This window comes from Amycolatopsis nigrescens CSC17Ta-90 (assembly GCF_000384315.1).
Classification (GTDB): domain Bacteria; phylum Actinomycetota; class Actinomycetes; order Mycobacteriales; family Pseudonocardiaceae; genus Amycolatopsis; species Amycolatopsis nigrescens.
Genome location: NZ_ARVW01000001.1, coordinates 2,008,380 through 2,021,079 on the forward strand (window position 1 = coordinate 2,008,380; position 12,700 = coordinate 2,021,079).

The 12,700-nt window shown below is 67.7% G+C and carries 17 protein-coding genes; 7 read left to right on the top strand and 10 right to left on the bottom strand.

From position 1 onward, the window contains the following. The first annotated feature begins 77 nt into the window (after positions 1–77). Positions 78–458: a VOC family protein gene (locus tag AMYNI_RS0109130; RefSeq protein WP_020667701.1), complete on the top strand. Its 381-nt coding sequence runs from the start codon at positions 78–80 to the stop codon at positions 456–458. Between the two features lie 34 nt (positions 459–492). Here the strand turns inward: AMYNI_RS0109130 and AMYNI_RS48940 are convergent, their stop codons facing one another. After that, entirely contained in the window at positions 493–639 is a 147-nt protein-coding gene (locus tag AMYNI_RS48940) for a hypothetical protein (RefSeq protein WP_020667702.1), read from the bottom strand. Positions 640–772: 133 nt separating this feature from the next. Between AMYNI_RS48940 and AMYNI_RS50495 the strand changes: the two genes are divergently transcribed. Next, positions 773–898, top strand: coding sequence for a hypothetical protein (locus AMYNI_RS50495; RefSeq protein WP_020667703.1), 126 nt, complete (start codon positions 773–775; stop codon positions 896–898). Here AMYNI_RS50495 and AMYNI_RS0109145 read toward each other — a convergent pair. From AMYNI_RS0109145 to AMYNI_RS0109155, 3 genes are all read right to left on the bottom strand, one after another. Continuing rightward, positions 874–1,857 (bottom strand): helix-turn-helix transcriptional regulator, encoded by a 984-nt coding sequence (locus tag AMYNI_RS0109145; RefSeq protein WP_040406723.1) that lies wholly within the window; start codon positions 1,855–1,857, stop codon positions 874–876. The genes AMYNI_RS50495 and AMYNI_RS0109145 overlap by 25 nt on opposite strands. Positions 1,858–1,995: 138 nt before the next feature. After that, the gene (locus tag AMYNI_RS0109150) at positions 1,996–3,027 is read right to left on the bottom strand and encodes a hypothetical protein (RefSeq protein ID WP_020667705.1); all 1,032 of its coding nucleotides are present in this window, start codon (positions 3,025–3,027) and stop codon (positions 1,996–1,998) included. A gap of 103 nt (positions 3,028–3,130) precedes the next feature. After that, positions 3,131–4,180: a polyprenyl synthetase family protein gene (locus AMYNI_RS0109155; RefSeq protein WP_020667706.1), complete on the bottom strand. Its 1,050-nt coding sequence runs from the start codon at positions 4,178–4,180 to the stop codon at positions 3,131–3,133. Positions 4,181–4,409: 229 nt separating this feature from the next. On the opposite strand from AMYNI_RS0109155, the gene AMYNI_RS0109160 reads away from it, so the two are divergent. Then, the gene (locus AMYNI_RS0109160; RefSeq protein ID WP_020667707.1) at positions 4,410–4,847 is read left to right on the top strand and encodes a nuclear transport factor 2 family protein; all 438 of its coding nucleotides are present in this window, start codon (positions 4,410–4,412) and stop codon (positions 4,845–4,847) included. Between the two features lie 23 nt (positions 4,848–4,870). On the opposite strand, the gene AMYNI_RS0109165 is transcribed toward AMYNI_RS0109160, so the two are convergent. Beyond that, positions 4,871–5,314, bottom strand: a complete 444-nt coding sequence (locus AMYNI_RS0109165; RefSeq protein WP_020667708.1) for a PPOX class F420-dependent oxidoreductase — start codon at positions 5,312–5,314, stop codon at positions 4,871–4,873. A gap of 77 nt (positions 5,315–5,391) precedes the next feature. Beyond that, complete coding sequence (locus tag AMYNI_RS44170; protein ID WP_040406725.1) at positions 5,392–6,357, bottom strand: alpha/beta hydrolase; 966 nt, start codon at positions 6,355–6,357, stop codon at positions 5,392–5,394. A gap of 305 nt (positions 6,358–6,662) precedes the next feature. Between AMYNI_RS44170 and AMYNI_RS0109175 the strand changes: the two genes are divergently transcribed. After that, positions 6,663–7,283: a DUF6801 domain-containing protein gene (locus tag AMYNI_RS0109175; RefSeq protein WP_026360224.1), complete on the top strand. Its 621-nt coding sequence runs from the start codon at positions 6,663–6,665 to the stop codon at positions 7,281–7,283. Between the two features lie 6 nt (positions 7,284–7,289). On the opposite strand, the gene AMYNI_RS0109180 is transcribed toward AMYNI_RS0109175, so the two are convergent. Continuing rightward, complete coding sequence (locus AMYNI_RS0109180; RefSeq protein ID WP_020667711.1) at positions 7,290–8,666, bottom strand: serine hydrolase; 1,377 nt, start codon at positions 8,664–8,666, stop codon at positions 7,290–7,292. Beyond that, on the bottom strand, positions 8,663–8,920 hold the full coding sequence (locus AMYNI_RS0109185) for a hypothetical protein (protein WP_020667712.1): 258 nt from the start codon (positions 8,918–8,920) through the stop codon (positions 8,663–8,665). The genes AMYNI_RS0109180 and AMYNI_RS0109185 overlap by 4 nt, the downstream gene beginning before the upstream one ends. Before the next feature lie 176 nt (positions 8,921–9,096). On the opposite strand from AMYNI_RS0109185, the gene AMYNI_RS0109190 reads away from it, so the two are divergent. From AMYNI_RS0109190 to AMYNI_RS0109200, 3 genes are all read left to right on the top strand, one after another. Next, entirely contained in the window at positions 9,097–10,020 is a 924-nt protein-coding gene (locus AMYNI_RS0109190) for a GbsR/MarR family transcriptional regulator (RefSeq protein ID WP_020667713.1), read from the top strand. An 85-nt stretch (positions 10,021–10,105) separates the two neighbouring features. Next, complete coding sequence (locus AMYNI_RS44175; RefSeq protein ID WP_020667714.1) at positions 10,106–10,534, top strand: YybH family protein; 429 nt, start codon at positions 10,106–10,108, stop codon at positions 10,532–10,534. A gap of 102 nt (positions 10,535–10,636) precedes the next feature. Next, the gene (locus tag AMYNI_RS0109200) at positions 10,637–11,293 is read left to right on the top strand and encodes a hypothetical protein (RefSeq protein WP_020667715.1); all 657 of its coding nucleotides are present in this window, start codon (positions 10,637–10,639) and stop codon (positions 11,291–11,293) included. A gap of 139 nt (positions 11,294–11,432) precedes the next feature. Here AMYNI_RS0109200 and AMYNI_RS0109205 read toward each other — a convergent pair whose 3' ends face one another. Together AMYNI_RS0109205 and AMYNI_RS0109210 are read right to left on the bottom strand one after the other, a co-directional pair. After that, positions 11,433–11,942, bottom strand: a complete 510-nt coding sequence (locus AMYNI_RS0109205; RefSeq protein WP_020667716.1) for a hypothetical protein — start codon at positions 11,940–11,942, stop codon at positions 11,433–11,435. A gap of 176 nt (positions 11,943–12,118) precedes the next feature. Then, entirely contained in the window at positions 12,119–12,697 is a 579-nt protein-coding gene (locus tag AMYNI_RS0109210) for a hypothetical protein (RefSeq protein WP_157357311.1), read from the bottom strand. Positions 12,698–12,700 lie beyond the last annotated feature (3 nt).

Below are 12,700 nucleotides of genomic sequence, written 5' to 3' on the forward strand. Positions count from 1 at the left end.
CGCCCAGGTTGGGGTGTGGACGCGTCGCGCGCTGGGTATGCAGCGGTGTACCCGAACTGAAGGAGGCGGACCGACCGGTGCTCAGACTCGGTTTTCCGGTGATCGGCGTGCAGGACATCCCGCGCGCCACGGCCTTCTGGACCTCGGCGCTGGACCTGGTGGAAAGCGCCGAGTGGGCGAGCGAGAACTGGCGGACGCTGGAGCACGCGGACGGGTCCGGGCGAGCGCTGGGCCTGATGCGCAGCGAGTCACCCGCCGAAGCACTCCCGCGGATCCACCTCGACCTGCTCGTCGACACCGCCGCGGAACAGCGGGCCGAGGTGCGGCGGCTGATCGGGCTCGGCGCGCGCGACCCCGGCTGGGACCGGTATCCGCCGAAACCGGATTTCGTGGTGCTGGCCGATCCGGACGGCAACCTGTTCTGCGTCGTGGACCTCAGCAACGCGCCGTCCGGATAGTCCACAATAGACGAACGGTCCATCGAGCCGAGACTCATCCAGTGGACGAGCGAATCGTGGCGAGGACTCGTTCGGCCTCGTGTTCCGGCAGGTCGAGCACGGTGGCGATCTCCAGCGCCGAGAGCAGTTCTCCGGACGGCTTCATGTCGGCCGCGATCGCGTCGGGTCGAACCCCTGCCATTGAGCGTTCTCGCTCGCGCGGCGGGTTCAAGTGCCGGAGTGGGTGGCCGCCCAGCCGTGTTCGAGCAGGGTGAAGGTCGTGTCGACGGCCTGGGGCGGGTCGGGATGCCGGTGCGCCAGCTCGATCGCCTCGAGTGCGAACCGCGCCCCCGCAGGCGACCGGCAGCATCGCCGGGGACACGGTCATCAACGTGGAAGCCGCGCGGCAGCACCTCGACGAGGGCATGTCGCGTGCTCAGGTCAGGCCGGCCAGCCGGTAGCTGCGGGTCAGGGCGTCGAGTTCCTCGATGATGTGCTCGCGGAGTCCTGCCGGGGCGAGGACTTCAGCGTCGGCGCCGAGTTTGAGCAGTTCGGGAAGCGCCTGTTCGACGGACTCGATCGGGACGGTCACCCGGATCCAGCTATCGGCGTCGGTCGTGGCGCTCCGCTGTGCGGCGTCGGCCATGGCCGAGTCCCACAAGTGGGGCAACCGGTCGAAAGCACTGGGAGACAAGCGAACGGTCGCCTCGTCGCGGTGGCGGCGCGCGTCGAAGGTCTTCAGGTAGTCCCGCCAGTAGTCGGCCAGGTCGAATCCTTCGGGCCGGTCGAACCGCTCATCGAGGACGTGCAGCTCCACGATCCGCGAGACGCGGTAGGTGCGGATCTCTCCGGCGGCGCCGGCCACGAGGTACCAGCGACCGGCCTTGAACACCAGCCCGTACGGCTCCACTGTCCGAGTGATCTCGTGGGGTTCGGCCCAGCGCAGGTAGCGGATCCGCACGGCGTGGTCGTTCCACACCGCGTCCGCGAGCGCGCTCAACCGCGGCGTGCGGTCGGCATCGCGGTACCACTCCGGGGCGTCGAGGTGGAACCGCCGCGTGATCCGGCCGGCGCGGTCGCGCAGTTCGGCCGGCAACGCGGCCATCAGCTTGAGCTGTGCGGCGGTGACCACAGCGCCCATGCCCAGGTCGGCAGCGGCCGCCGGCAACCCGGTCAGGAACAGCGAATCGGCCTCCTCGGCGGTCAGCCCGGTCAGCTGGGTCCGGAAACCGCCGAGCAGCCGATATCCGCCGTCGTGACCGGGTTCGCCGTACAGCGGCACGCCCGCCGCGCTGAGGGACTCCATGTCGCGGTAGACGGTGCGCACGGAGACCTCCAGGGTGTCGGCCAGTTCCTGTGCCGTCAGGTGCTCCCTTACCTGCAGGAGCAGCAGGATGGACACCAGTCGGCTCGCGCGCATGCCGGTGAGTCTGCCGCACTTCACTGATGGCCGTGGCAGCGTTCACCGATCCGCGGCTCTGCGCCGCGATCGTCGACCGGCTCCCGGCCAGAACGGCGCCTCGCGCCGGCCCACCTCCTGTCGTGGTGGGTGTTGGCGTCATACGGTGCGCAGGTCGACGAGGGGGCCGGGGATTTCGACGTCGAGGTCGGCAAGGAGCTTGCGGTGCGTAGTGCTGATCTGGTGGTCGAAATAGCGCTGACTTACCAGGTACCAGGCGAACATCAGTTTGATCTGCCGGAACAGGAATTCGGCGAACTCGTCGGGTTTCAGTTCGTCGTAGCGGCGTAGCATGAGATCGGTTTGCCGCAGGATCAAAGACATGGGGTCGTCGCAGGGATCGACGAGGCGCATCAGGTTGGTGACTTCGTTGAGTGCTTCTTCCCGGTTGGTCGACACCAGGTCCTGGGCGTAGCCGAGCAGCAGCGTGGTCTCCACCTCGAAGCACTTGAGCCGCAGTAGTCCGGAGTGCGTGTACCAATCGGCGCGGTCTTCCAGGTAGCCCTTCAGGACATTGGTGTAGGGGATCGCGATGGACGACATCCGATAATAGTTGTAGACGTAGAAAGTGATTGGCTTGCGCTGGATGAACTGCTCGTTGTAGTAGCTCAAATAGGTGATGTTGTGGATGTCGACGATGAGGTCCGACCACGGGGCGGGCAGCGCCGCGAAGACGGAGGTGAGCAGGGCGCGTGTTTGCTCGACGAAATGCCGGTGGCGGGTGGTGCGGATCTCTGGGTCGAACGGATAGATGATGTCGCGCAGGTCGATGGCGGCGTCGTAGTTGATGTCGTCGAGGATGGCCATGTACACGCACAAGATGCCGTCGACCAGCACCCGCTGATAGTCCGAGTCCGGACCCATCTCATGGCAGATCGCACAGAATCCCAACCCGGCCGCGATCGCATCGTAGTGCCCCTTCCTCAGGTACCGGAGCAGGTCGTACTCGCCGAACGCGTGCTCGATATCGGCATATGCCCGCGAATAGAACTCCATATCGAGGGCGAACCGCACATCGCGCCATCGATCGTTGAGCGCCGCGACGAACGTATCGAGATCCGATTGCGCGAGTCGTTGGGTGTATTGCAACTCGACGAACTCCGTCAGCTCCTGGTCGAACTCCTCGTTCATCGTCACAGTTCCTCACTGGCCCGTGGGCTGGTTGTGGGATTCGGATCCTCGATGTCCGCTCGAGTGACCACGAGATCCCCGCGGCCCGGAAGTGAGTCGTTCATCAGTGGTTCCTGCGGGTGATCAGCTCCGCCACCGTGGTCAGTTCGGCGGCGGCTCGTGGTTCGGGAGAAGCTGACCGTAGGCACGACAATGCCCGGCGCAGGTGCTGATCGGCTTCCGTTTGGGCCCAGTGGCGGCCTCCGGCTTGCTCGATGAGCTCTGCGGCAAGATCCAGGTCGGCCTTGGTGAGGGGTTCGGAACGCCGGTACAGCTCGGTGAATCGGCGGCCGGCGGCGGTCCCCGACGTCAAAGCAGCGACCACGGGCAGGGACTTCTTGCCTGCCCGCAGATCCGCGCGCACCGGTTTGCCCGTCACACTGGGCTCGCCCCAGATCCCGAGCAGGTCATCGACCAGCTGATACGCCAGCCCGAGGCGCGTGCCGAACTCGTGCAGCCGCGCAACCCCCGAACTGGGGGCGCCGCCGAACAGCGCACCCAGCGCGCAGGCACACCCCAGCAGGGCGGCGGTCTTGTTCCCGGCCATCGCGACGCACTCGTCCAAGCTCACGACATCGCGCTGTTCGAAAGCCATGTCCGCTTCTTGACCAGCAACGATCTTGAGCAGTGCGCCGGACAGCATGCGGACCATCTCGGCAGCCCCCGGGACGGGAGACGTCGCCAGCACGTCCAGGGCCAGGACCAACAGGGCGTCCCCGGCCAGGATCGCGGCCGGCACTCCGAACACCGACCACACCGTGCGCCGATGCCGACGGACGGTGTCGCCGTCCATGATGTCGTCGTGCAACAGCGTGAAATTGTGCGCCAGCTCCACCGCGACCGCCGCATCCACCGCTCGCTCGGCCACGCCGCCCACCGCCTGAGCGCACAAACACACCAACGCCGGCCGGATCGCCTTACCGGACCCACTGCCTCCCCTGGTCAGGCGCCCCTGGACGTCACACCAGCCGAAGTGATACCCGGCGACGGCACGGGTGGGCTCGGCCAGCCGATCCGCCACCACCACCCGCAACCGGCGATCCACCGCGCCGCGGACGTCTCGCAGGATCTGCTCCGCCGTCCTGCCCGTGACCACGCCCTCGGTAGCGACCATCGTCAACCCCTGCTCCCACGTGGGAGGGCCACGCCCACGCGGCGGGGTCCCTTGGATCACACCAAAGAGAAAACTACTACACTCAGTAAAGAATGATCACTATGCGTGGTGTACCGCTGAACGGGTACCACCGCGAGCAGATGTGCTGAGATGCCGAACTGGGGTCAGTTCGACTTGTCTAAATTACACTGACAGAAGATGTCAGTGAAGCCGCAATAGCCTCCCGCTCATGGACATCGAGACGAAGACGAGCACGCAGGCCACCGCACAGGAGTTCCTTCGCCGGCTCGGCGAAGGCGACCCGGACCGGATCGCCGAGCTGTTCGCCGAACACGTCGACTGGCAGCTGAACTGGCCGGAGGGCGGTCACCCGGCGGTGCCGTGGATCCGGCCACGCTCCACCCGCGCCGACGTCGCCGGCCACTTCCGGGAAATAGCCGCCTTCCACATCCCCGAAAAGTCGGCCGGCACGGCGTCCCGCGTTCTGGTGGACGGCACGGACGCGATCGTGCTCGGCGACATCCGGCAGACGGTGCGGACCACCGGCAAGCCGTACCGCGCCCTCTGCGCGCTCCACCTCACCGTCGAAAACGGACTGATCACCCGCTACGCCGTCTACGAGGACAGCCTCACCGTCGCCGAAGCCCTCGCCGGCCAGCGGACCTAGAACTATCCGTGTAGTCGGGGTCGTTAAGGTGACGCCTGGCCGAGGTAGGCGGACCGGAAGGGTTCGACTCCGACGATGTGGCGGGCGCTGGTCGGCTCGACGAGGATCTTGACCCGTCGCTCCCCGGGAATGAGCCATTCGTAGCGGTCTGTTCCGACGTACTTCTTCGCCAGCCGGTCCATGCAGCGCTCGGCCTCCGCACCTTCCACGAACTCGACGACCCGGCCACGGATCATGATCCGGTCATACGGATTCTCCGTGTCCACACAGGACAGTGACACCCTGGCGTCCCGGCGCAGGTTCTCGTCCTTCACCCGGCCGACAGCGGTGTTGAGCACGATGTGGTCGCCTTCGACATCGACCCACATGGGTGTCACGTGCGGGGAACCGTCCTGGTTCACCGTGGCCAGATGCCAGAAGTTCGGTGCCTCGAGCCGCGCCCGAACCTGCTCGTCCAAGCCTGCCATCCGGTTTCCTCCAGCCGCAGCACGGTCAAGGCGACGATTGTCGCACCGACCGGCATCGAGGTCACGCCTGCGGGCTGTCAGGCGGAGCGGGCGGTCTCGGTGTCGAGGACTTCGCCGACGAACGCCGCGATCTCGTCGAGCGCGGCCCTGCTCTCCGGCAGCACATGACCGAGTACCGGGAAGGCGTGCACCTGCCCCTGCCAGATCTGCAGCTTGTGCGGGACGCCCGCGGCGCCGAGCCGGTCCGCCATCAGCTCCGCGTCGCACCGCAGGACCTCGTCCTCGGCGCACTGGATGAGCACCGGGGGCAGCGCGGCCAGGTCACCGTTGACCGGCGACAGCACCGCATCGACGACACCGGTGCCGTCCCCCGCGCACAGCACACCCACCCGGGACAGCCGTTTGGCCGGAATGAACACGTCCCGGCGGACATTGCGATGTGCCTGCTTCGCCACGCTGTCGAAGTCGAGCCACGGCGACAGGCCGACCACGCCGGCCGGGCGGGCGAGGTCGGCGCCCGAGGCCTTCAGCGCCAGCGCGAACGCCAGATGCCCGCCGGCGGAATCGCCGACGCAGACAATCGACTCGCCCTTGATCCCCCTGGCCACCAGCCAGCGGAACGCCTCGGTGGCGTCCGCGAGCGACGCGTCCAGGCGCCCCTTGGGAAGCTGCCGGTACTCCACCGAGAACACCGGCAGCCCGGTGCGCAGCACCAGCCGTTCCACCACGCGCCGGTGGGTCGCCAGCCCGCAGAAGAGGAAAGCGCCGCCGTGCAGGTACAGCACCGCACCGGCGGCACCGGTGATATCGCCGGCTCCGCGCGGCTTCACCAGCTCACCCCGCCAGCTCCCGCCGTCCACCCGCTCGACTTCGGTGGACCGCAGCCGCGGAACCACCCGCAGCACCAGGTTCACCAACGGCATCATCCGCGACAGCGGGCCGCGCAACGGCCACCAGGCCAGCGTGGGCTTGACGAAGATCCGGCACAGCATCCGGATCAACCAGGCCCGCGGACCCCGGCCACCATGGCGATATTCACGCATGCCGCGATGGTCGCGGACGAGCCACCCGGTTGACAACGCTCCGGCGGGCAGGACCTCGAAGGTTGTCACCCGGCTCCGGGTGCACCCGCATCGCGTTCGTACAGATGTGCTGAACCTACGACCGAATACAACTTCCCGCGCCGGCATGCTCATTCCACTGACAATGCCGGCACCGCGAAGAATTTTCGCTTCACTGCCCCATTTCTGTACGGTCGATGCCCTTGTCCGGAGACCGGAAGACCGGCTAACGTCCATTCGACGCGCAATTACCGCCGCCCTCGCCCGGACCTATCCTGGAGTGCCCGGTGAAACCATTTCGTGCACGGGGACCTGTCTTCACGAAAACACTGGTCGCGATCGCCGGCGCGGCCGTGCTGCTGGCAGGCGGCACCGCACCGGCCGGCGGCAGCACGGCCGGGCCGGTATCGCTGAAGCTGAGCTACAACTGCCCGTTCCCCCTACTCGTCTTCCAGCCGGTCGAGCTGACGATCGACGCGGCGCTACCGGACGAGGTCAAGGTCGGCCAGCCGGTCCCGCCGATCGCCGTGCACGCCATCGCCACCGCACCGGCCCGCGCGAACGACGGCCTGCACCTTGTCGACGCGGCCACCCTCGAAGGCACCGCGGCCGCGGCGGCGACCGTGGCCTACCCGGTGGACAAGCGGCTGGACATCACCGTTCCGCTGACCGTGCCGGTCACCACCCTGCCCGCAACCGGCCCCTTCGACGTGGTCGCGGACGGCGCCTCGCCCGAGCTGTCGTTCGACGCCCCGGGCACGGCGACCATCACGGTCGGCGACTTCGCGGTCACCCTGACTCCGAAGAAGGCGGACGGCGGGCCGACCGGGGTGGGCACCTTCACCTCGGAATGCGGCCTGCTCCCCGACCAGAACACCACGCTGGGCACGGTCACCATCAGCGAATGAGCACGGTCACCCTGACCGCGGGTGCACCCGGCAGTTGGTGTGTAGGTACCGGGCGATTCCGTTCGCGAAGTCGTAGATCGCGACCGTCTGGGTGTCCTCCAGCGAATCCGACGGCGGCATCAGGAAATGCGTTTCGCTCACCGGGAGCAGCTCGTAGCGGATGCGGTCCGGTTTCCCGAGGAACTCGGCCTGCATCGGGTCGAGGAACAAGGTGAGGTACAGCTTCCCGTCTTCGGCCGACACCTCGTATCGCGCACCGGGCCGCTGGTAGACGCCGACATAGCAGGACGGATCGAGGTTCAGCGCCGGGTCCGGTGCGGGCAGGTCCGGGATGGTGACCGTGCCGAGCTCGGCCAGGATCTCGTTGAACACGGTGCGGTAGAAGCTTTCCCGCGGTCCGCCGTTGGTCAGCAGCACGATCGCGGTGTCCGAGTCCGGCAGCAGCCGCAGCCGGGCGTTCTGGCCGATCGTGCTGCCGTCGGTCGCGTAGACGGTTTCGCCGTGCCAGTCGCACACGATCAGGCCGAGCGCCCATTCCGGCCCGAACAGGTACGGATCCGGTACGGGCACCCGTGAACACATCATCTCCCGGACGCTTTCGGCCGAAACGACGCGTTTTCCGTTCGGTGCCATGCCTTCACGCAGCAGGACGTGCGCCATCGCGAGCACTTCCCTTGTCGTCGAGGTGATGTTGCCGCCGGGGCCGAAGGCACACGGCAGGTAGTCCATCGGTGTGACGATGGGGCCCTCCGCCAGTGACCGGATCAGGTGCCCGGTCGCGGCCCTGGTTTCGTCCACCTGCTCGCGCCGGCTGTTCGTGCTGGTCAGCCCCATCGGGTCGAAGAGACGATCCCGTATGACTTCGTCCCAGGGCTTGCCGTCGTGCAACTCCAGAATCCGCGCGAGGGTCGCGTAACCCAGCGCCGCGCTGTAGCCGTGGGTGTGGCCAGGCGGGAAAACCTGCGGTGCGTCGGCACTGTTCTCGAGCATGCACTGGTAAACGTCGTCGTCCTCGCCGGGATCACCGTAGGCTTCCTCGATACCGCTGGTGTGGAACAGCAGGTGCCGAGGAGTGACCTCGGCGCTCGCCGCGGGATCGGCCACCGTGAAACCGGGCAGGCAGGTCCGCAGCGGCTCGTCCAGCTCGACCTTCCCCTCGTCGACGAGCTGCATGAAGGCCAGCGCGGTCCACGTCTTGGTCATGGAGCCGCACTGGTAGACGGTGTCCGTCGTCGCGGGCTCCCGCGTTTCCACGTTCTTGACCCCGACCGCGAACTCGACGATCTCCCCGTGCTGCAGCACGCCGATCGCGGCGCTCGGAATCCCGTACTCCGCCAGGAGTTCGGCGACACTGGCGCGAATCCGCGGCACGTCGATCGTCATCGCGGGAGACCCACCGCGTTCGCGGCGTCCGCTTCGAAGTACTCCGTCGTGGCGTAAGCGCCGGCGTGCGCCTCGAAGAACTCCCGGACTCCGTCGATCGAGTCGTGGGTGATGATGTTCACCGCCTTGGTCCCGTCCTTGCTCGCCACCGCCAGCTTCCACTTGGCGCCCTTGGGGAGCTTCGCGTGCGCCTTCTTCAGGCCACTCCAGAACTTGCCGTCGTCCGAGACGGTCGACACGGCCAGCACGTGCATTTTTCCTCCCTTTTCCAGATGCGCGAAAGCTACGTTGCGTTTCAAAACTCGTCAACGAGGTTGAGCTAGATATGTGGCTATTGGCGCCAATCGTTGCAACAGGGTTGTGAGTAAATGCAAATACCCTGACCGGCCGTTGCAATGTACTGTGCTTGAACGCAAGAGGAGGTGTACCGGTGCCAGTAGGCAGGCTGACCCACGAGGACCGACGGCTGATCGCGGTATGGCTGGCCGACGGGCTCGGCTACGCCGAAATCGGCCGGCGGCTCGGCCGGCCGACGTCCACCATCAGCCGCGAGGTCGCACGCAACGGTGCGACCGGCGACTACCTGGCCGACGACGCGCACCAGGCCGCCGGCCACCGCGCCCGCCGGCGCAAGCCGGCCCGGGCCGCCGAGCCGACGGACGACGGGCAGCCGACCGACGTGGTGCGCGGCTTCGTGGACCAGTTCGCGGCCCTGCTGGCCGCGACCGGCATGCCCCGGATGACCGCCCGGGTGTTCGTCTGCCTGCTCACCGCCGACGCCGGTGGCCTGACGGCGGCCGACCTGGTGCGCCGGCTGCAGGTCAGCCCGGCGTCGGTGTCCAAGTCCATCGGCTACCTCGAAGCCATGGAGCTGGTGGCGCGCCGGCCGGATTCCGGTGGGCGCCGCGAGCGGTACCTCATCGACGACGACGTCTGGCTCCGGGCGTGGCAGGCCGACACCGGCGCGCACGGCGAGATCGCGACCGCCGCGCAGCGGGGCATCGAGATCTTCGGCGCCGGCACCATCGCGGGCGCCCGGCTCGCCACGATGGGCCAGTTCTTCGGCAGGCTCAGCGAGCAGATGAGCGGCAGCACCCTCGCGGAGGCCGTCGGGTACGACGCGCTGACCGTGCTCGCCGCCTTCGTGCACGCCGGCCGGCCGCTCACCCTGGGCACACTGGCCACCGCGCTCGACTGGCCACGGGACCGCATCACCGCCGCCGTGGCCGCGCTCCGAAGTGAGCCGGCCGTCGCCGATCCCCTTGCCCTGCGGGCTATCGGACCCGAGACGTACCTCCTGATCGCGAGACCGGACCGGCTGAGTCCGGCGCAACGCCGGGCACTCGAAAAGTAGCCACCTCACGTTCCGGAGGGGTGCGTCGTCGGACCGCTGAGATCCACTGAGATCCACAAGACCGTCGAAGCCTGCGGAGGACACGATGAGGACGAACGAATCCGAGATCACGGCGAGCTGGGAGCGCCGGATCGAAGCCTGCCGGGACAAGGACATCGACCGGCTGATGGCCTGCTACTCCCCCGCCATCGTCTACTACGACGTCATCCCCCCGCTCCGGTTCGCGGGATTCGAGGAGGTCCGCGGCAACTTCCTGCGGTGGTTCGGCGAGTACGACGGCCCCATCGGCCTGGAGACCCGCGACGCCACCGCCGCGGTGAGCGGGGATGTCGCGTTCGCGCACATGCTGCACCTGGACTCCGGGAAGCGCACGAACGGGCTCGACCTCGCGATCTGGGTGCGCTCGACGGTCTGCTTCCGGCGGTTGGCCGACCGGTGGCTGATCACGCACGAGCACGTCTCACTGCCGATCAACCCGGAGAACCTGCAGGCCTGGTTCGGCCCGGAGGAGTGAACCGGCCGGCACCTACGAGTGGCCGTCGCGAAAACCGGTAACAGCATCCGCCCGCACTCGGACTGGGGAAATGCGAGCAGGAACTCGGCGGAAGGGGCTGTGATGTTCATCCGGATGTTCATGCGGCGAATCGGGGTCACGGGTGCGGTCGTCATCGCGGCGCTGAGCGTCGGGGCACCCGCCAACGCGGTCGGTGAGGACGGGGTCGGCAACGCCGGGGTGGCCGCGGTGCCCGCGAGCAGCGGGCAGGTCACCCCGGTCGGACCGCTCGCGGAATGCGACGTCTACGGCGAGAACACGGCGACCTCCGACGAGATCCGTCAGACCGGCGTCGTGCGCTACGACGAGGCGACCGCGTCCTGCGTGCACGACGAAGATGTGGAGAAGAACCTGGTCAAGGTGCAGGGCGAAGGCTTCCAGTTGGACGCGTTCGTGACCGCCGGCAGGCAGCGGATCCGCACCGGGGAGTACGAAGTGAGCTGCGAGGGCACCGCCACCGGCACCACCTACGCGCGGTTCACCATTCGCAACATCCGAGGGGTCACCGCGCCGAACCCGGTGGAGGAGAACGCCACGGTCTGGGTCCTCGGCACCCTGTACGGCGCGGCGGCCAAGGCGAAGGTGGTCTTCCGCGAAACCCTCAAGGACGGTATGGGCGGTCTCGACCTGACCGCCATGCACGTCTACCTGTACGGCGCGGACGACACCCCGCTCGGGCACGCCGCGATCGGCCGCGCCTCCTGCTCCCCGTTCGCCTAGCCGCCGAGTCGCTTGTGGACATGGGCCGGCGCCCGGTCCTCCCCAGAATCTTGCGGGACACCCGCACCCGATCGATGGGGGCATGCGCAAAAAGCCTCGCATGCCCCCATCTCAGAACCGGGCGCCGGCCGGGTGGCGGTCAGCCGGGGTTGCCGCCGGTGAGGGAGCCGATCTCGACCGGGCCGTTCACGTCGGCGGGCCAGGCGATGGCGAACGGAACGCCGTCGGTGGAGTTGGCCATGGTGAACGTCGCCTCGGCGGCCGGCGCACCGGGCTCCTGCGCGTACGGCGCGTGCAGGTCGACCTGGGCCGGGTGGGTGTCGTCGAGCCAGACCTGGGTGTTCTCCGAGCCGGTGGAGTAGCTGTCCACGCCGAGTTCCGCGCCGCCCGCGCTGTGGAACACCAGATCGCGCGGAGTTCCGGTGAGCAGGCACTGCGTGCCCGGCGTGGCGTAGAAGGTGACGACGAAGTTCTTCGTGTCCACGGAGTTCGACGGAACCTCCTCGGCCGCGGCGGTGACCTGGCCCGGCTGGCAGGTGTTGGTGTCCGAAGGGTTGGCCTGTGCGGCGCCGGCACCGGCCAGCAAGCCACCCGCCGCGATCGTCGCGGTAACGCCGGCCAGGGTCAGGGACTTCCGGTAGTTCACCATGATGCTCTCCTAGCAAGTCTCGGTCGGTGAAACGATCACCTCGTTGGCTCTCACACCGTTAGATGCACACCTACCCCGGGAAGATGCGTGCGGATGGGATCAACCACCCGAACGCAACCTCACGCCCCGGCACACGTCGTCACCACTGCCCTTGGCAAATAGCCGGCTTTTTGCCCTTATGCCGAAGGGCGACGAGGGTGGCCAGCCCGGTGGCCGAGGAACTCGCCGGGGGCGCGGAAAGGGCGGCCCTTGGGGATGACCGTGGTGCCGGAGCGGCCCGCGCACGTCCAGGCCAGTTCCAGTCGCCATTGGACCCAGTCCTGCGATAGCGGCACCAGAGCGAACATCTCCGGATCACTGGCCGTCACGGTGAACGGAAAGTCCATTTCCCGGGGCCGCACCCCGACCCGGCCGGGGTCCAGGCACACGTCGAAACCACGCACTATGAGCCCTGATTGAAGGTCGGCCTCCAGCCGTGACCGCCGGCTCAGCACAATCGGCCGGAACCGGTGCAGCACCACGGCCCGCGCGTCATGCGCCTCGACGAGTACCCGGATCAGACGGTTCTCCCGGTAACCGCCGAGGCGGGGTCGTGACTGGATTTCCCACGTGACGATGATCGGCGGGTCATGGGGAACACCGAGCGATGCGTCGTTGAAATGCACACCGCCGTGAATCGTATGGGCCTGGACGACATTTCCGCTGCCGTTGCCACCCAACCGGTTCGTCGCGTTTCCATCCCGGGACCCATCCATCCG

Coding starts and splice junctions, on each gene's coding strand:
- AMYNI_RS48940 (WP_020667702.1), bottom strand. CDS start 639: ATGGCAGGGGTTCGACCCGACGCGATCGCGGCCGACATGAAGCCGTCC.
- AMYNI_RS0109145 (WP_040406723.1), bottom strand. CDS start 1,857: ATGCGCGCGAGCCGACTGGTGTCCATCCTGCTGCTCCTGCAGGTAAGG.
- AMYNI_RS0109150 (WP_020667705.1), bottom strand. CDS start 3,027: ATGAACGAGGAGTTCGACCAGGAGCTGACGGAGTTCGTCGAGTTGCAA.
- AMYNI_RS0109155 (WP_020667706.1), bottom strand. CDS start 4,180: ATGGTCGCTACCGAGGGCGTGGTCACGGGCAGGACGGCGGAGCAGATC.
- AMYNI_RS0109160 (WP_020667707.1), top strand. CDS start 4,410: ATGGACATCGAGACGAAGACGAGCACGCAGGCCACCGCACAGGAGTTC.
- AMYNI_RS0109165 (WP_020667708.1), bottom strand. CDS start 5,314: ATGGCAGGCTTGGACGAGCAGGTTCGGGCGCGGCTCGAGGCACCGAAC.
- AMYNI_RS44170 (WP_040406725.1), bottom strand. CDS start 6,357: ATGCGTGAATATCGCCATGGTGGCCGGGGTCCGCGGGCCTGGTTGATC.
- AMYNI_RS0109180 (WP_020667711.1), bottom strand. CDS start 8,666: ATGACGATCGACGTGCCGCGGATTCGCGCCAGTGTCGCCGAACTCCTG.
- AMYNI_RS0109185 (WP_020667712.1), bottom strand. CDS start 8,920: ATGCACGTGCTGGCCGTGTCGACCGTCTCGGACGACGGCAAGTTCTGG.
- AMYNI_RS44175 (WP_020667714.1), top strand. CDS start 10,106: ATGAGGACGAACGAATCCGAGATCACGGCGAGCTGGGAGCGCCGGATC.
- AMYNI_RS0109200 (WP_020667715.1), top strand. CDS start 10,637: ATGTTCATCCGGATGTTCATGCGGCGAATCGGGGTCACGGGTGCGGTC.
- AMYNI_RS0109205 (WP_020667716.1), bottom strand. CDS start 11,942: ATGGTGAACTACCGGAAGTCCCTGACCCTGGCCGGCGTTACCGCGACG.
- AMYNI_RS0109210 (WP_157357311.1), bottom strand. CDS start 12,697: ATGGATGGGTCCCGGGATGGAAACGCGACGAACCGGTTGGGTGGCAAC.